The sequence below is a fragment of the Marisediminicola sp. UYEF4 genome (genome assembly GCF_040546025.1).
In the GTDB taxonomy this organism is placed as follows: Bacteria; Actinomycetota; Actinomycetes; order Actinomycetales; family Microbacteriaceae; genus Marisediminicola.
The window spans coordinates 199,435-215,626 of the sequence record NZ_JBEPNA010000002.1 but is presented as its reverse complement, the minus strand read 5'-3'; the positions used below and the strand labels follow the sequence as shown (position 1 = coordinate 215,626).

At 68.3% G+C, this 16,192-nt stretch carries 15 protein-coding genes and 4 tRNA genes; 17 read left to right on the top strand and 2 right to left on the bottom strand.

The window, feature by feature from the left end; all coding sequences use genetic code 11:
- Nucleotides 1–61: 61 nt before the first annotated feature.
- Nucleotides 62–134: transfer RNA gene (locus tag ABIB15_RS03975), tRNA-Val, on the bottom strand.
- Nucleotides 135–274: 140 nt separating this feature from the next.
- On the opposite strand from ABIB15_RS03975, the gene ABIB15_RS03970 reads away from it, so the two are divergent.
- The 12 genes from ABIB15_RS03970 (at nucleotide 275) to ABIB15_RS03915 (ending at nucleotide 10,172) form a co-directional block, all read left to right on the top strand.
- Nucleotides 275–346: transfer RNA gene (locus ABIB15_RS03970), tRNA-Gly, on the top strand.
- 48 nt (nucleotides 347–394) lie between these two features.
- A tRNA-Cys gene (locus ABIB15_RS03965) sits at nucleotides 395–465 on the top strand.
- A gap of 33 nt (nucleotides 466–498) precedes the next feature.
- Nucleotides 499–570, top strand: a tRNA-Val gene (locus tag ABIB15_RS03960).
- Nucleotides 571–869: 299 nt separating this feature from the next.
- Complete coding sequence (locus ABIB15_RS03955; RefSeq protein ID WP_354475425.1) at nucleotides 870–1,748, top strand: FAD binding domain-containing protein; 879 nt, start codon at nucleotides 870–872, stop codon at nucleotides 1,746–1,748.
- A gap of 5 nt (nucleotides 1,749–1,753) precedes the next feature.
- Nucleotides 1,754–2,248 carry a (2Fe-2S)-binding protein gene (locus ABIB15_RS03950; RefSeq protein WP_354475423.1) on the top strand — a complete coding sequence of 165 codons (495 nt, stop codon included), beginning with the start codon at nucleotides 1,754–1,756 and terminating at the stop codon, nucleotides 2,246–2,248.
- A complete protein-coding gene (locus tag ABIB15_RS03945) occupies nucleotides 2,245–4,638 on the top strand; it encodes an aerobic carbon-monoxide dehydrogenase large subunit (protein WP_354475422.1) in 2,394 nt (797 codons plus the stop codon). Before ABIB15_RS03950 ends, ABIB15_RS03945 begins: the two co-directional genes overlap by 4 nt.
- Nucleotides 4,639–4,649: 11 nt before the next feature.
- The gene (locus ABIB15_RS03940) at nucleotides 4,650–5,549 is read left to right on the top strand and encodes an XdhC family protein (protein WP_354475420.1); all 900 of its coding nucleotides are present in this window, start codon (nucleotides 4,650–4,652) and stop codon (nucleotides 5,547–5,549) included.
- A complete protein-coding gene (locus tag ABIB15_RS03935) occupies nucleotides 5,533–6,141 on the top strand; it encodes a nucleotidyltransferase family protein (protein ID WP_354475418.1) in 609 nt (202 codons plus the stop codon). The genes ABIB15_RS03940 and ABIB15_RS03935 overlap by 17 nt, the downstream gene beginning before the upstream one ends.
- Complete coding sequence (locus ABIB15_RS03930; protein WP_354475417.1) at nucleotides 6,138–7,061, top strand: AAA family ATPase; 924 nt, start codon at nucleotides 6,138–6,140, stop codon at nucleotides 7,059–7,061. Before ABIB15_RS03935 ends, ABIB15_RS03930 begins: the two co-directional genes overlap by 4 nt.
- A complete protein-coding gene (locus tag ABIB15_RS03925) occupies nucleotides 7,054–8,307 on the top strand; it encodes a vWA domain-containing protein (protein WP_354475415.1) in 1,254 nt (417 codons plus the stop codon). The genes ABIB15_RS03930 and ABIB15_RS03925 overlap by 8 nt, the downstream gene beginning before the upstream one ends.
- Entirely contained in the window at nucleotides 8,294–9,046 is a 753-nt protein-coding gene (locus ABIB15_RS03920) for an SRPBCC family protein (RefSeq protein WP_354475413.1), read from the top strand. The genes ABIB15_RS03925 and ABIB15_RS03920 overlap by 14 nt, the downstream gene beginning before the upstream one ends.
- Nucleotides 9,039–10,172 (top strand): XdhC family protein, encoded by a 1,134-nt coding sequence (locus tag ABIB15_RS03915; RefSeq protein WP_354475412.1) that lies wholly within the window; start codon nucleotides 9,039–9,041, stop codon nucleotides 10,170–10,172. Before ABIB15_RS03920 ends, ABIB15_RS03915 begins: the two co-directional genes overlap by 8 nt.
- A 16-nt stretch (nucleotides 10,173–10,188) precedes the next feature.
- Here ABIB15_RS03915 and ABIB15_RS03910 read toward each other — a convergent pair whose 3' ends face one another.
- On the bottom strand, nucleotides 10,189–10,788 hold the full coding sequence (locus ABIB15_RS03910) for a cell wall-binding repeat-containing protein (protein WP_354475410.1): 600 nt from the start codon (nucleotides 10,786–10,788) through the stop codon (nucleotides 10,189–10,191).
- 530 nt (nucleotides 10,789–11,318) lie between these two features.
- Between ABIB15_RS03910 and thrS the strand changes: the two genes are divergently transcribed.
- Genes thrS through ABIB15_RS03885 form a run of 5 tightly spaced genes read left to right on the top strand, consistent with a single transcriptional unit; the run spans nucleotide 11,319 to nucleotide 16,184 of the window.
- Nucleotides 11,319–13,295, top strand: a complete 1,977-nt coding sequence (thrS, locus tag ABIB15_RS03905) for a threonine--tRNA ligase (RefSeq protein ID WP_354475552.1) — start codon at nucleotides 11,319–11,321, stop codon at nucleotides 13,293–13,295.
- Nucleotides 13,296–13,298: 3 nt separating this feature from the next.
- Nucleotides 13,299–13,880, top strand: coding sequence for an HIT family protein (locus ABIB15_RS03900; RefSeq protein WP_354475408.1), 582 nt, complete (start codon nucleotides 13,299–13,301; stop codon nucleotides 13,878–13,880).
- Between the two features lie 12 nt (nucleotides 13,881–13,892).
- Nucleotides 13,893–14,795 (top strand): pyridoxal 5'-phosphate synthase lyase subunit PdxS, encoded by a 903-nt coding sequence (gene pdxS / locus ABIB15_RS03895; RefSeq protein WP_354475407.1) that lies wholly within the window; start codon nucleotides 13,893–13,895, stop codon nucleotides 14,793–14,795.
- Nucleotides 14,785–15,381 (top strand): pyridoxal 5'-phosphate synthase glutaminase subunit PdxT, encoded by a 597-nt coding sequence (gene pdxT / locus ABIB15_RS03890; RefSeq protein WP_354475406.1) that lies wholly within the window; start codon nucleotides 14,785–14,787, stop codon nucleotides 15,379–15,381. The genes pdxS and pdxT overlap by 11 nt, the downstream gene beginning before the upstream one ends.
- 44 nt (nucleotides 15,382–15,425) lie before the next feature.
- The gene (locus ABIB15_RS03885; RefSeq protein WP_354475405.1) at nucleotides 15,426–16,184 is read left to right on the top strand and encodes a YebC/PmpR family DNA-binding transcriptional regulator; all 759 of its coding nucleotides are present in this window, start codon (nucleotides 15,426–15,428) and stop codon (nucleotides 16,182–16,184) included.
- The last annotated feature ends 8 nt before the right edge of the window (nucleotides 16,185–16,192 follow it).

Sequence of the window (16,192 nt, the reverse complement as noted above, 5' to 3'; positions counted from 1 at the left end):
GGGAATGGAATGACCCCGGGGAACTAAAGAAGCCCCCCGGGTAACCGAGGGGCCGTTGCTGTGGGCGATACCGGACTCGAACCGATGACCTCTTCCGTGTGAAGGAAGCGCGCTACCAACTGCGCCAATCGCCCTGCACGATAATCCTGCCACATGCGCCGACAGGACATGGACACCCGAAGCTCGTCTTTCGAGGACACGCCCTGCCGGCACACGATTGGCCCATTCGCATCGCATCGGATAGAGTTCCCAAGCACGCAGAAATGCGAGCAGTGCGGATGTGGCGCAGTGGTAGCGCATCACCTTGCCAAGGTGAGGGTCGCGAGTTCGAATCTCGTCATCCGCTCGAAATGGTCTCACGTGGCAGTTACACGTGGCGTGGGAAACCACACATGGTGGCGTGGCCGAGAGGCGAGGCAGCGGCCTGCAAAGCCGTCCACACGGGTTCAAATCCCGTCGCCACCTCGGCAGTACAATAGAAAATACCGAAGTATGCATGAGCGATTGGCGCAGCGGTAGCGCGCTTCCCTGACACGGAAGAGGTCGCTGGTTCGATCCCAGTATCGCTCACAAGAAAAGCCCCGGTCAGCCGGGGTTTTTTTCTGCCCAAAACGGCCCGCTGCAACACGTGGATGTCTCCGCTTCGAGTGAGTCGTTCGTTTACCGCGTCCACCTCCGGGCACCGGTCCGAGTCCTCTGCAGGCGGCCGCGTAGCTGCGCGATTGTGCCCACCGGGAAAGATTCGTCCGCCTCCTTCGCCGGGCTGCCGTCCCGCGCAACTCATTGACACCCGGGATCAGGGGGAGCAGGATGGCCCCAATCCAGTGCCCTTCACATCGGCCGGGCACACACTCGAGGAGGAGTGACCCGTGCAGATTCCGGCTCAGTTCGATTATGTCCGCGCCAGCACCGTCGACGACGCCGTTGCCCTGCTGGATCGCCATGGACCTGACGCCCGCGTCGTCGCAGGAGGGCACAGCTTGTTGCCGATGATGAAACTACGGCTGGCGAGGCCGGAGTGGCTTGTCGACATCAACGACCTCTACGAGCTCGACTTCGTCCTGCGCGACGGCGACACCCTGCGCATCGGCGCGCTCACCCGCCACACCGCCCTGCTCGAGTCGGAGGAGATATCCCGCCTCTTCCCCATAATCGGCGATGCCGAAAGGGTCATCGCGGACCCGACCGTGCGCAACCGCGGAACAATCGGCGGGTCGCTCTGCCAGGGCGACCCGGCGGAAGACCTGTCGACCGTCTGCGACGTGCTCCGCGCGCAGGCGGTCATCCGTGGACCCCGCGGCGAGCGCACTCTCACGATGGGGGAATTCCATCGAGGTCCCTACGAGAGCGCCGTCGCCCAGAACGAACTGCTGTGCGAGGTTCGCATCCCCATCCGTCCACGCTCCGGGAGCGCCTACGAGAAGGTCGAGCGGCGCTCGGGCGACTGGGCGGTCGTGGCCGCCGGCGCATCGATCTCACTCGCCGAGGACGGCACGATCTCCGATGTCGGAATCGGACTGACCGCGGTCGGCCTCGACGGGACGATCCCCCAGGCGGAAGCGGTCCTGCTGGGCACGCGGCCGTCCGAGGACCTCTTCGTCGAGGCCGCGCGGCTCTCCGCCGCCGCCTGCGACCCGATCGCCGACCAGCGTGGGCCGATCGACTATAAGCGGCACCTCGCCGACGAACTGACCCGCCGGGTCCTGCGACGCGCGGCCGCGCGGGCAGCTGAAGCACAGGAAGGCTGAAGTCAATGCAGATCAGCATGACCGTCAACGGCGAGGAGATCACTCGCGAGGCAGAGCCGAGGGTTCTCCTCGTGCACTTCATCCGAGACGTTTTGCGTCTCACCGGTACGCACTGGGGATGCGACACCTCGAACTGCGGCACGTGCGTCGTGCTGATGGACGGGCAGCCGGTCAAGTCGTGCACCGTGCTCGCGGCGATGGCCGACGGCCATGCGATCACGACGGTTGAGGGCCTCGCCACCGGAGCCACGCTCGACCCCGTGCAGCAGGGGTTCATGGAGGAGCACGGACTGCAGTGCGGATTCTGCACGCCCGGCATGATGCTCACCGCTCGCGCCCTGCTCGACAACAACCCGCATCCCGACGACGACCAGATCCGCGAGGCGATCTCGGGGCAAATGTGTCGGTGCACCGGCTACGCCACCATCGTCCGATCCGTCCGGTGGGCAGCGGACCACCCCACCACCGTTCAGAGCGCTGAAGAAGAGGTGACCGCATGACCATCATCGAGGAGCACGCGTCCAACCCGGCGGCGGGGGATGCCGACCGCCCGATCGGCTACGGCCGCATCCAGCGCAAGGAGGACCCACGCTTCGTCCGCGGCAAGGGGCACTATGTCGATGACATCGTGCTGCCCGGGATGCTGCACGGTGCGATCCTGCGCTCCCCGGTCGCACACGCGCGGCTCGTCTCGATCGACACGACCGCTGCGCTCGCCCACCCCGGGGTCGTTGCCGTCATCACCGGCCAGGACCTGCTGGGTCTGAAGCTCGCATGGGCCCCCACCCTCTCCGCCGATGTGCAGGCGGTGCTCGTCACCGACAAGGTGCGCTTCCAGGGCCAGGAGGTCGCGTTCGTCATCGCGGAAGACCGCTACGCCGCCCGGGATGCGCTCGAGCTGATCGAGGTCGATTACGACGTGCTGACTCCGGTCGTCGACGTGCGCACGGCGTTGGATCCCGGTGCGCCGGTAGTCCGGGACGAGCTCGAGGGACGAACAGACAACCACATCTTCGACTGGGAGGCCGGAAACGCGGCCGAGACCGACGCGGTCTTCGCCTCGGCCGATGTAGTCGTCTCGCAGGAGATCATCTATCCGCGTTCCCACCCGGCCCCAATGGAGACCTGCGGCGCCGTCGCCGACTTCGAGCCGATCGAGGGCGCGTTGACCCTGTACGAGACGAGTCAGGCCCCGCACGCCCACCGCACCCTGTTCGCGATCGTCTCCGGCATCCCGGAGCACAAGATCCGGATCGTATCGCCGGACATCGGCGGCGGATTCGGCAACAAGGTCGGCATCTACCCCGGATACATCCTCGCCGTGGTCGGCTCGATCGTCACCGGCCGCCCAGTGAAGTGGGTAGAGGACCGATCCGAGAACCTCATGTCGACCTCGTTCGCGCGGGACTACATCATGCAGGGCGAGATCGCGGCGACGAAGGACGGCAAGATCCTCGCGCTGAGGACCAACGTGCTCGCCGACCACGGAGCGTTCAACTCCACGGCGCAGCCGACGAAGTACCCGGCCGGTTTCTTCCACATCTTCACAGGAAGCTACGACCTGCAGGCCGCTCACTGCAAGGTCACGGGCGTGTACACGAACAAGGCACCCGGCGGGGTGGCGTACGCCTGCTCGTTCCGTGTGACCGAGGCGGTGTACCTCGTCGAGCGGCTCGTCGACATGCTCGCCCAGAAGATTGAGATGGATCCGGCCGAGCTTCGGCTGAAGAACTTCATCAAGCCCGAGCAATTCCCGTACACGAACAAGACAGGGTGGGAGTACGACTCCGGCAACTACGAGCGGGCCATGCGGCTGTCGATGGAGATGGCCGGCTACGACGACCTCCGCCGCGAGCAGGCGGAGAAGCGCGCCAGGGGTGAGCTCATGGGCATCGGGATCTCGTTCTTCACCGAGACGGTGGGAGCTGGGCCCCGCAAGCACATGGACATCGTCGGCCTCGGCATGGCCGACGGCGCCGAGCTGCGGATCCATCCGACCGGCAAGGCCGTAGTCCGCATCTCGGTGCAGAGTCAGGGCCAGGGCCACGAGACGACCTTCGCGCAGATCGTCGCCGAGGAGATCGGCATCCCGCCGGAGGACATCGACGTCGTTCACGGCGACACGGACCAGACCCCGTTCGGCCTCGGGACCTACGGCAGCCGATCGACGCCGGTCAGTGGTGCCGCCGTCGCACTCGTGGCCCGCAAGGTGCGGGAGAAGGCTAAGTTCATCGCGGCGGCGATGCTCGAGACCAGGCCGGAGGACCTCGAGTGGGAGAAGGGCCGCTGGTTCGTGAAGGGCGATCCCAGTGTCGGCAAGACCATGGCGGAGATCGCGATGGGCGCGCATGGCACCGTTGCGCTGCCCGAGGGCATCGACGGAAACCTCGACGCCGAGGTGACCTACGACCCGCCCAACCTCACCTTCCCGTTCGGCGCCTACATCTGCGTCGTCGACGTCGACCCGGGAACCGGGCACGTGAAGGTGCGGCGGTTCGTCGCGGTGGACGACTGCGGCACGCGCATCAACCCGATGATCATCGAGGGCCAGGTGCACGGCGGTCTGACCGACGGCGTCGGGATGGCGCTGATGCAGCTCATCGAGTTCGACGACGAGGGAAACTGCCTCGGCGGATCGTTCATGGACTACCTCGTTCCTACGGCGATCGAGGTGCCGGACTGGGAGACCGGCTTCACCGTGACGCCGTCGCCCCATCACCCCATCGGCGCCAAGGGCATCGGCGAGTCCGCGACCGTCGGCTCGCCTCCGGCGATCGTGAACGCGGTCGTCGACGCATTGCGCCCGTTCGGCGTGACCCACATGGACATGCCCTGCACCCCGGCCCGGGTGTGGGCCGCCATGCAGGGTCGACCGACGCCTCCGATCTAACGATGACGGCCATGGGGGAGACCCTCGCGCGACGGGCGCAGGAACTCACCGGACGCCGGGAGTCCTTCGTGCGCGCCACCGTGGTGCGGGCGCAACACCCGACGAGCGCATCGGCCGGCGACACCGCGATCGTGCATCCCGACGGGATCATCGACGGTTTCGTCGGCGGCAACTGCGTCGAGGCATCCGTTCGGGAGTACGGCCTCATGACACTGTCGACGGGAGAGCCGCTGCTGTTGCGTGTCGTACCGGGGGAGCCCTCCCACACGAGAGAGGAGGGGGCGGTGGAGGTCGCGAACCCGTGCCTGAGCGGCGGCGCAATCGAGATCTTCCTCGAGCCGCACCTTCCGGCCGCGCGCGTGGTCGTTGTCGGCCGCACCCCGACCGCGCACGCCCTCGTCGAGCTCGGCGCGGGGATCGGGCTGGATGTGCAGCTGACCGACGGGCTCTCCGCCGACCCCGCGCCCGACGACGCCGCTGTCATCGTGGCCTCGCATGGGCGGGACGAGGAGCCGGCGCTCGAGGCCGCCCTCCGCGCCGGGGTCCCCTACGTCGCACTCGTCGCGAGTGCGACGCGGGGTGCTTCCGTGCGTGCGTCGCTGGATGTCGACGAGGCGCAGCGCGCCCGTCTGCACAGCCCCGCCGGGCTAGACCTGGGGGCCAGGACCCCAGCCGAGATCGCACTGTCGATCCTGGCGCAGCTTGTAGCCGAGCGCGCCGCACACCGGGCCCGGCCGGCATCCAGCGGGTGGGTGGCGGAGACGGCGATCGACCTGGTCTGCGGGATGTCCGTCGCCGCGAGCCCCGCGAGCCTGAACGCCGAGATCGACGGGGTCACGACCTATTTCTGCTCGACGGGGTGCCGCGCGCGCTTCATCGCCCATCCGGAGCGATATGCCGACGCGCCCTGAACCCCGCGTCGCCGCGCTCGTACTCGCCGCCGGCGCCTCCACCAGGTACGGCAGCCCCAAACAATTGCTCCAGTACGGCGACGGAGTGCTGCTCGACGCCGTGCTCGCGACCGCGCGGGCCAGCTCCCTCGATCAGATCGTCGTCGCCCTCGGCGGTGCCGCGGCCCAGGTGCGGAAGATGGTCGACACGGCCGGCTGCGACGTGGTTGAGAACCCCGATTTCAGTTCCGGATGCTCGTCGTCGATCGCGTCGTCGCTGCCAGCACTCGGCCCGGGCACGGACGTGCTCGTGCTGCTCCTCGGCGACCAACCGGGGGTGCGCCCGGAATCGGTGCGCCTCCTGCTCGAGGGGCGCGGCGACGCGGCGATCGCGGTGTGCCGGTACGACGACGGCATCGGGCACCCGTTCGCCTTCTCCCGCTCCACGTTCGCAGATCTCGCCGGACTGCACGGCGACAAGGGCGTGTGGAGGCTGCTCGACCAGCGAGCCGCCGAGGTGGCCGAGGTGCCCGTCGCCGGCAGGATCCCCGTCGATGTCGACACCGAGGAGGACTACGACACGGTGCTCGCCGAGCGACGGGGGGCACGATGACCGGGCCGGCGCGCGGCGGCGCCGAGGACGACGTGCTGCGGCGAATTCCGGATGTCTCCGCGCTGCAGGCCGCCCTCGACGACGTCGACTACCTCTCCGACCCCGGGCTCGCCACCGCGCTGTTCCTCGCCGTGCGGCTCCCGCAGCCGATCCTGCTCGAGGGCGAACCCGGCGTCGGCAAGACCGAGGCGGCGAAGGCGCTCGCGCGGGTGCTCGATACCCCGCTCTACCGGCTGCAGTGCTACGAGGGGATCGACGCGGGCGAGGCACTCTACGAGTGGAACTACCCCCGGCAACTGCTGGGGATCCGGCTCGCGGAGGTACGCGACGCGCACCTGGACGAGACGGAGCTGTTCGGCCCGGAGTACCTGCTGCGCCGACCCCTGCTGAAGGCCATCGAGCACACCGGCCCGCGGCCCGCCGTTCTCCTGCTCGACGAGATCGACCGGGCGGACGCCGAATTCGAGGCATTCACCTTCGAACTGCTCGCCGAAGCCGCGGTGACGATCCCCGAGCTCGGCACGGTGCGGGCGACGCATCCGCCGATAGTGATCTTGACCTCCAACCGCACTCGGGACCTGCACGATGCCCTGACCAGGCGCTGCCTCTACCACTGGATCGACTACCCTGCGCCGGAGCGCATCGCCGAAATCGTGCGTCGGCGCGTGCCGAGCAGCGCCGAACCCCTCGCCCTTCAGGCCGCATCGGCCATCACCAGGCTGCGCTCCCTCGACATGGACAAGCCCCCCGGCACCGCCGAGGCGATCGACTGGGTCTCGGCGCTGACCATCCTCGGCGTCGAACGGCTCGACGTTCGGGCCGTCAACCAGACATGGGGGACGATCCTGAAGAACCGGGACGACCACGACCTCGCGCTCGCACGGGGCGCCGGTTGGCTGGTCGGAGACGCGAATGCCTGACCCGGGCAACCCCATCGCCACACGCACGGTGGAGCCTGCCAGCCTCGCCGTCGGGTTCAGCACGGCGCTGCGCTGCGCCGGGCTCCCGGTCCCACCCGACCGCGCTGCGCGGTTCGCCGAGGCCATCCGGCTCGTCCCGCCGCACGCGCGTGACGCCCTCTACTGGACGGGACGCGTCGTGCTCGTGTCCCGCCGGGAGCAGCTCGCCGTCTTCGACGCCGTCTTCGCCGCGGTGTTCGACGGGATGCTGGATCCGGCGGACTCCCGGGGAGACACCACCGCGACGGCCCCGATCGGCGGGGAGGTCAGGACCCGCCCGACCGCCAACGACGAGCGGCCGAGTGGCGCGGAGGCGAGCCCCCAGAATCCGGCCATGAGCCCCGGCGGCGACTCCGAGCAGGGCGCGGGCCCGGACCGAGAGGCGATCCTCGCGATGGCGTCGTCGGACGAGCACCTGCACGACGTGGCCTTCGCTGAGCTCGCGCCCGAGGAAGTCGCCGAGATGCGGAGACTCGTGCGCAAGATCGTCCTGGCGACGCCCACCCGCCGAAGCCGGCGCACCCGGCGCACACCGCACCGCAGCGCGAGGCTGGACCTCCGCCGCACGGTGAGGTCGGCGCACCGCACGGGCGGGGACTCAATCCGGCTCATCTACTCCCAGCGCCGCACGCGCTCCCGGCGCCTCGTGTTGTTGTGCGACGTCTCCGCGTCGATGGAGCCCTACACGCGGGTGTTCCTTACGCTGCTCCAGGGCTCCGTCGTCAGCGCAGGCGCCGAGGCATTCGTGTTCTCGACCCGCCTGACCCGGTTGACCCGGCAGCTCACCTCGCGCGACGCCGACCAGGCGCTCGCACGGGCCGCCTCCGCCACGAACGACTGGGCCGGCGGCACGCGGCTTGCGGAGAGCATCCGGAGCTTCATCGACGACCACGGCCGCCGGGGTCTCGCCCGGGGCGCGGTGATCGTAGTGTTGTCTGACGGATGGGCGCAGGATGCGCCTGCGCTCGTCGGGGAGCAGATGGCACGACTGAGCCGGCTCGCCTACCGAATCGTGTGGGTGAATCCGAGGAAGGTCGCCGTGGACTACCAGCCACTCGTCGGTGGCATGGCCGCTGCGCTGCCCTACTGCGACGCCTTCGTGAGCGGGCACAGCTATACGGCACTGACCGAAGTGGCGGTGGCGATCCGCGCCGACCGCTCATCTCAACCCAAGAGAAACAGAGGCCCAGACAATGCAACTCGATAGCTCCTTCTCCGTCGTTGCCCCCATTCACGAGGTGTGGCAGGCCCTCATGGACTTCGAGCGGGTGGCCGGCTGCGTGCCGGGCGCGCAGATCCTGGGCAAGCTCTCCGACGACGCCTACCAGGTCGGCCTCCAGGTGAAGATGGGGCCGGTGACGATGCAGTACAAGGGACAGATGACGGTGCTCGAACGGGACGCGGATGCTCATCGTGCCGTGTTCGAGGGAAAGGCGCAGGAGACCCGTGGCCAGGGGACCGCGCAGGGCTCGGCGACGTTGACCCTTGTCGAGGTCGACGGGGCAACGCAGGGCACGGTCAGCGCGGACATCTCCCTTTCCGGCAAGGTCGCCGCCATGGGCAAGGGTGTCATCGGCAGCGTCACCGACCATATGATGACCCTGTTCGCCACGAACCTTCAGTCGATGGTGGGGGCCTCGGCGGCTCCGGAGCCCCAGGCAGAGTCCGCGACGGCCGCACCGGCAGAGGCCGGCTCATCCGCCCCGCCCCGCCCGGATTCACAGCCGCGCACCCCCGCGCAGCCCGTGATGGTACCGTCCGCGGGACCCAGCCTCGACGCGATGTCACTCGCGAAGGGCGTCGTCATGGACCAGCTCAGCAGCCCGGCCAAGCTCATCGGCATGGTCGTGGCGGTGGCCTTCGTCGCCTACCGCGTCGGCACCTTCGTCTCGACGCGCCGGTGGATCCGGCTGAGCACCGCGAGGGGGTTCTCCCCAGATGCGTGATGTGCTCGGCCCCCTCCTGGCGGGCTGGGGCACCGGCGGCACGGCGGGCCTCGCCACCGTCGTGCGCACCTTCAACTCCGCTCCCCGACCGGCCGGAGCGTCGATGCTCGTCACCACGGAGGGCGAGGCGGTCGGCTCCGTCTCCGGCGGCTGCGTCGAGGCGGCCGTCTACGAGCTCGCCACGGAGGTCGCCGCCGACGGCCGGCCGCAGCTCGTGCGCTACGGCATCACCGACGACGACGCATTCGCGGTGGGTCTGACCTGCGGTGGAATCCTCGACGTGTTCGTCGAGCCCATCTCCCCGGAGACATTCCGCGAGCTCGACTCGGTGCGGCAGGACATCGACAACTCCGCGCCGGTGGCGGTTGCCACCGTGATCGAGCATCCCGACGATCGCCGACTCGGCCGCCACCTCATCATCCGCCCGCACGGATTCGAGGGCAGCCTCGGCTCCGACCGGGCCGACGGTGCCGTCAGCGACGATGCTCTGGGGATGCTCGCGGCCGGCCGGAACAGCATCCTGACCTACGGGCCCGAGGGCGAGCGCCTCGGCGAGGGGATGACCGTCTTCATCAACAGCTTCGCGCCGCGCCCCCGCATGCTCGTGTTCGGGGCCATCGACTTCGCCGCGGCCCTGGCCCGGCTGGGCACCTTCCTCGGCTACCGGGTCACCGTCTGCGACGCCCGGTCGGTGTTCGCCACCGAGAGGCGGTTTCCCGGCGCCGAGGTGGTCGTCGCCTGGCCGCACCGCTACCTGACCGAGCAGATCTCCGACAGGCTCGTCGACGAGCGCACCGTCATGTGCGTGCTGACCCACGATCCGAAGTTCGACGTGCCTCTCCTCGAGGTGGCGCTGAGCGGACCGCCGGTCGCCTACATCGGAGCGATGGGGTCCAGGCGCACCCACGACGATCGCGTCGCCCGCCTCCGCGAGGTCGGGCTCGGCGACGACGAGCTGGCGCTGCTTCATAGCCCGATCGGCCTCGACCTGGGCTCCAGGACCCCAGAGGAGACCGCCGTCTCAATCGCCGCCGAGATCATCTCCCTGCAGTGGGGTGGGACCGGCAAGCCGCTCGGCACACTCGCCGCCCCCATCCACCACGAGGAGGCGGTCGCACCCGCCTAGCCTCGAAGCCGTCTCGCTACTGCACCGGCGTCGCGTACTTTGTGCCGAGAAGGAACAGGTACGGGTCGACGTGCGTGCCGTTGATGCGGATCTCGAGGTGCAGGTGCGGGCCGGTGCTGGCGCCGGTCGTGCCGACGAGTGCGACGGCGAGGCTCCGGATCGGCATCCCCAGGATGCCCGTCTTCGCGTAGTCGGTGCCGTTGTGCATGGTCACAGTTCCGGTAATCGGGTGCACCCTCATGCCGAACGACGACGTGATGGGCACGAACGACTCGAACGGCTGGTTGAAGCCGAGCAGGGCACCGCTTCTCGAGAGATCTGTCGTGCACTCGACGAGGTTCTCGACGTTCTCGGTGAGCGACGCGGGCCCGCCGAGAAGCACGAGGCTGGTCGTGCCCATGTCGCGCAGGCCGGTGAGTATGGCCGCGGGCACGCAGTTGCCCGGCACAGTGAACAGTGGCGCGGAGTCCCTCGCCGCGAGAGCGGCCCCGGAGAGCGCGTCGGGGTAGTCGGTTCCCCCGGCGAGGTAGGCGACCGGGGCGGCCGAGACGATACGGTCGCCCCCGGCCGCTGCCGAGGAGGTGAGCGCATCCGGGAACATCTCGCCCGTCGCCACGAACGCCGGCGCGACGCTCCCCGCCGGGAACGCACCGTGGTGATCGTTCGGGACGTTTCGTAACGGTCCCCGCCCGAGTCGCGTCGGATCGCAGGCGCCAGGAGCGCGAGGGCGTCGTACACCTCGGGGGCGATTGCAGCGGGTCTACCCGCGATGACGATGAGCCGCGGGGCGAGGCGCGTGATCTCCGCTCGCACGTTGTCCATCAGCACCGTCGGCGGGGTCAGCAGCAGCGGGCCGCCCTCCAGCCGTTCCCAAGTCGGCGCGGTCGTCGCGGTCGCCCGTGCCGTGTGCGCGGCCGCGGACATCGCGGGCAGCAGGGACGCGGCAAAGACTCGGCGCATGGATCCCCCAATCCTGGAACGAACTCTCCAGAGCACACGTTGAGTGAGAGACCGAGCGAACGTACCCCTTCGGGCCACACCACGCGCAGGGTCGGCAATCGGCGCAACGGTACAGTTGTCCGTACCGCACACTGCAAGCTGAGGAGCCCGTCGACCGTGTCTGAAACGCCCGAGAATCCCCCTGCCGTGCTCGAGCCGCAAAGGGTGGCGACGACGACGACGGGGTTCGACCTGTTCCCCGATCGCAGTGTCGTCGCCGTGCGCGTGAACGGCGAACTGCGGGATCTCGCGACGCCGCTCACGGTCGGCGAGGTCGCCGAGCCGGTGCTCATCGACTCGCCCGACGGCCTCAGCATCCTGCGCCACTCCGCGGCGCACGTGCTCGCCCAGGCCGTGCAGTCGATCACTCCCTCGGCGAAGCTGGGCATCGGACCGCCCATCACCGACGGCTTCTACTACGACTTCGACGTCGAGACCCCCTTCACCCCTGATGATGTCAAGGCGATCTCCAAGGCGATGGACCGCATCATCCGCGCCGGCCAGCGCTTCGTGCGCCGTGTCGTGACCGAGGATGAGGCGTTCGCCGAACTCGCCGGGGAGCCGTACAAGCTCGAGCTCATAGGTCTCAAGGGCGGCGCGGCCGACGGCGCCGACAACGAATCGGTCGAGGTCGGCGGTGCAGAACTCACGATCTACGACAACGTCGACCCGAAGACGGGGGAGACCCTCTGGAAGGACCTCTGTCGCGGCCCGCACCTGCCGAGCACCCGAATGATCGGCAACGGCTACGCGCTCATGCGCACCGCGGCCGCGTACTGGCGCGGCTCGGAGAAGAACAAGCAGCTCCAGCGCATCTACGGCACGGCCTGGGCGAGCAAGGACGACCTTCGCGCGTACCAGGGGCGGCTCGAGGAGGCCGCGAAGCGCGACCACCGCAAGCTCGGGCAGGAGCTGGACCTCTTCTCCTTCCCGGACGAGATCGGATCCGGGCTCGCCGTATTCCACCCCAAGGGTGGCATCATCCGCCGCGAGATGGAGGACTACTCGCGCCGAAAGCACGAGGACGCCGGCTACGACTTCGTCTACACCCCGCACATCACCAAAGCGAACCTGTTCGAGACATCCGGCCACCTCGGCTGGTACGCCGACGGGATGTTTCCCCCGATGCACCTCGACGAGGGGCGCAACGAGGAGGGCGAGATCACCCGGCAGGGCGCCGACTACTACCTGAAGCCCATGAACTGCCCGTTCCACATTCTCATCTACCGCTCGAGCGGTCGCTCCTACCGCGACCTGCCCCTGCGGCTGTTCGAGTTCGGCACCGTCTACCGCAACGAGAAATCCGGCGTCGTTCACGGACTCACTCGAGTGCGCGGGCTGACGATGGACGACGCCCACATCTTCACGACCAGGGAGTCGATGAAGGCGGAGCTCACGAGCACCCTGAACTTCGTGCTCGCGCTGCTGCGCGACTACGGGCTCACCGACTTCTACCTCGAACTCTCGACCAAGGACCCGGAGAAGTTCGTCGGAGACGATCGTCTCTGGGAGGAGGCGACCACGACCCTCGCCGAGGTCGCCGCCGAGTCCGGGCTCGACCTCGTGCCCGACCCGGGCGGCGCCGCGTTCTACGGTCCGAAGATCTCCGTGCAGGCGCGCGACGCGATCGGCCGCACCTGGCAGATGTCGACAGTGCAGCTCGACTTCAACCTGCCCGAGCGTTTCGACCTCGAGTACACCGCTGCCGACGGAACCCGGAAGCGGCCGGTCATGATCCACCGCGCGCTCTTCGGCTCGATCGAGAGGTTCTTCGGGGTGCTCACCGAGCACTACGCCGGCGCCTTCCCGGTCTGGCTTGCGCCCGTTCAGGTCGTCGGCATCCCCGTCGCGGAGGAATACGGCGACTACCTCGACGAGGTCATCTCGAAGCTCACGGCGAAGCGGGTTCGCGCCGAGGTCGACCACTCGAACGACCGGATGCCGAAGAAGATCCGCACCCACACGAAGGCCAAGGTGCCGTTCCAGCTGATCGCCGGAGAGGAGGACCGCGCCGCCGGAGCCGTCAGCTTCCGCTATCGCGACGGCACCCAGGAGAACGGGGTTCCCGTCGACGAGGCGATCCGCCGGATCACAGAGGCGATCGACTCGAAGGCGCAGGTCTGAGCGATGACGATCGACGACTCCGAACTGAACGGGATCACGGTCGACGGCTCGTATGAGCTCGCCGGGGTGCCCGACGAGTTCCAGCGTCTGTGGACGCCCCACCGCATGGTCTACATCCAGAACGGCCAGCAGCCGCCTGAGCACGAATGCCCGTTCTGTATTGCCCCGCGAATGGACGACGAGAAGGCCCTCATCGTGGCGCGCGGCACCCACGCCTACGTGCTCCTGAATCTGTTCCCGTACAACAGTGGACACCTCCTGGTCTGCCCGTACCGTCACGTCGCCCTGTACGACGAGGCGACGGCGGCGGAGACCGCGGAGATCGCGGCTCTGACCCAGACGGCCATGCGGGTGATCAAGAAGGTCTCCCGAAACGAGGGCTTCAACATCGGTATGAACCAGGGCAGGATCGCGGGAGCCGGCATCGCCGACCACCTGCACCAGCACATCGTTCCACGCTGGGCCCTCGACTCGAACTTTTTCCCCATCATCGCCAAGACCAAAGCGCTGCCGCAGCTTCTCGGCGACGTGCGGCGATCCATCGCCGAGGCCTGGCCGACCGAACCCACAGATTCCGCGGAGTAGAGTACAGACACAATGAACGACACCAATTCGAACGAACAAGTCGGCACGAGCCGAGTCAAGCGCGGCCTCGCCGAAATGCTCAAGGGCGGCGTCATCATGGACGTCGTCAACGCCGATCAGGCGCGCATTGCCGAGGATTCCGGGGCCGTCGCGGTCATGGCCCTCGAGCGCATTCCTGCCGACATCCGTGCCGAGGGCGGCGTCTCGCGGATGAGCGACCCCGATCTCATCGACGGGATCCGCGACGTCGTCTCGATTCCTGTCATGGCGAAGGCGCGCATCGGCCACTTCGTCGAGGCGCAGATCCTGCAGGCCCTCAGTGTCGACTTCATCGACGAATCCGAGGTGCTGAGCCCCGCCGACTACGTCAACCACATCGACAAGTGGAACTTCACCGTTCCCTTCGTCTGCGGTGCCACCAATCTTGGCGAGGCGCTGCGACGCATCAACGAGGGTGCCGCGATGATCCGCTCGAAGGGCGAGGCCGGCACCGGCGACGTCTCCGAGGCGACCAAGCACATCCGCACCATCAATCGGGAGATCGCGCGCCTCAGCTCGATGAGCCGCGATGAGCTGTACGTCGCGGCGAAGGAGCTGCAGGCACCGTACGACCTCGTCGTCGAGGTCGCGCGCACCGGCAAGCTCCCCGTCGTGATGTTCACCGCCGGCGGCGTGGCCACCCCGGCCGACGCCGCGATGATGATGCAGCTCGGCGCCGACGGCGTCTTCGTGGGATCGGGCATCTTCAAGTCGGGCAACCCCGTCGCCCGCGCGGCCGCGATCGTCAAGGCCACCACGTTCTTCGACGACCCGGCGGTCATCGCCGAGGCATCCCGCGGACTGGGCGAGGCGATCGTGGGGATCAACGTCTCCGACCTCCCCGCACCGCATCGCCTCGCCGAACGTGGCTGGTAGGCCCGCTCGAGTCGGGGTACTCGCCCTTCAGGGCGACTTCCGGGAGCACCTTGCGGTGCTCGCGTCTCTCGGTGCCGACACGCGGCCCGTCCGCCGCGCGTCGGAGCTGGATGAGCTCGACGGTCTCGTGATCCCCGGTGGGGAGTCGACCGTCATGGACAAGCTGTCTCGCGCGTTCGACGTCGCCGAGCCGCTCGAGGCCGCGATCGCATCCGGGTTGCCGGTCTACGGCACGTGCGCCGGCCTCATCATGCTCGCAGACCGTCTGTCGAACCCGATCGCCGGCCAGCACACCCTCGGCGGCGTCGACATCACGGTGCAGCGCAACGCTTTCGGATCGCAGAACGAATCCTTCGAGGTGGATCTCGACATCCCCGAGCTCGGCGCCGTTCCCGTGCACGCGGTCTTCATCCGCGCGCCCGTGATCGTCCAGTACGGACCCGCGGTCACGCCGCTCGCGGCGCTGCCCGACGGCCGGGTCGTCGCCGCCAGACAGGGCAACCTCCTGGTCACCTCGTTCCACCCCGAAATCATGGGCGACACCCGCTTCCACGCGCACTTCCTCGCCGGGCTCCGCCGGTCCTGACGGCCCAGCCCGATCAGCCGGTGCCCGCTGGGTAGAATGGCGGCATGTCAGGTCACTCCAAGTGGGCAACCACTAAGCACAAGAAGGCGATCATCGATTCGCGTCGCGCGAAATCGTTCGCGAAGCTCATCAAGAACATCGAAGTTGCGGCGAAAATGGGTGGCGCCGACCTCTCGGGCAACCCGACGCTGGTCGATGCGATCCAGAAAGCGAAGAAGACGTCCGTCCCGATCGACAACATCAACCGGGCCGTCAAGCGTGGGTCAGGGCAGCTCGGCGAGGCCGTCGATTACCAGACCATCATTTATGAGGCCTACGCGCAGGGCGGCGTCGCCCTCCTCGTCGAGTGCCTCACCGACAACCGCAACCGCGCCGCCGCCGACGTGCGGGCGATCATGACCCGCAACGGCGGAACCCTCGCCGACCCGGGCAGCGTCGCCTACAACTTCCACCGGAAGGGTGTTGTGGGCGTGCGCAAGAGCGACGGCGTCACCGAGGACGACATCCTCGCGGCGGTGCTCGACGCCGGGGCGGAAGAGGTCAACGACCGCGGCGAGGGGTTCGACGTCATCACCGAGCCGGGCGCGCTGGTCGCCGCGCGCACGGCGCTGCAGGAGGCCGGAATCGACTACGAGTCGGCCGACATCGAATTCGTCCCGCAGGTCCTCGTCGAGGTCGACGCCGACACCGCGCGCAAGGTGTTCCGGCTCGTCGACGCTCTCGAGGACAACGACGACGTGCAGAACGTCTACGGCAACTACGACGTTCACGCCGACGTGCTCGCCGAACTCGATAACGACTAGCCAGCTTC

Coding starts and splice junctions, on each gene's coding strand:
- ABIB15_RS03950 (WP_354475423.1), top strand. CDS start 1,754: ATGCAGATCAGCATGACCGTCAACGGCGAGGAGATCACTCGCGAGGCA.
- ABIB15_RS03945 (WP_354475422.1), top strand. CDS start 2,245: ATGACCATCATCGAGGAGCACGCGTCCAACCCGGCGGCGGGGGATGCC.
- ABIB15_RS03940 (WP_354475420.1), top strand. CDS start 4,650: ATGGGGGAGACCCTCGCGCGACGGGCGCAGGAACTCACCGGACGCCGG.
- ABIB15_RS03935 (WP_354475418.1), top strand. CDS start 5,533: ATGCCGACGCGCCCTGAACCCCGCGTCGCCGCGCTCGTACTCGCCGCC.
- ABIB15_RS03930 (WP_354475417.1), top strand. CDS start 6,138: ATGACCGGGCCGGCGCGCGGCGGCGCCGAGGACGACGTGCTGCGGCGA.
- ABIB15_RS03925 (WP_354475415.1), top strand. CDS start 7,054: ATGCCTGACCCGGGCAACCCCATCGCCACACGCACGGTGGAGCCTGCC.
- ABIB15_RS03920 (WP_354475413.1), top strand. CDS start 8,294: ATGCAACTCGATAGCTCCTTCTCCGTCGTTGCCCCCATTCACGAGGTG.
- ABIB15_RS03915 (WP_354475412.1), top strand. CDS start 9,039: ATGCGTGATGTGCTCGGCCCCCTCCTGGCGGGCTGGGGCACCGGCGGC.
- ABIB15_RS03900 (WP_354475408.1), top strand. CDS start 13,299: ATGACGATCGACGACTCCGAACTGAACGGGATCACGGTCGACGGCTCG.
- pdxS (WP_354475407.1), top strand. CDS start 13,893: ATGAACGACACCAATTCGAACGAACAAGTCGGCACGAGCCGAGTCAAG.
- ABIB15_RS03885 (WP_354475405.1), top strand. CDS start 15,426: ATGTCAGGTCACTCCAAGTGGGCAACCACTAAGCACAAGAAGGCGATC.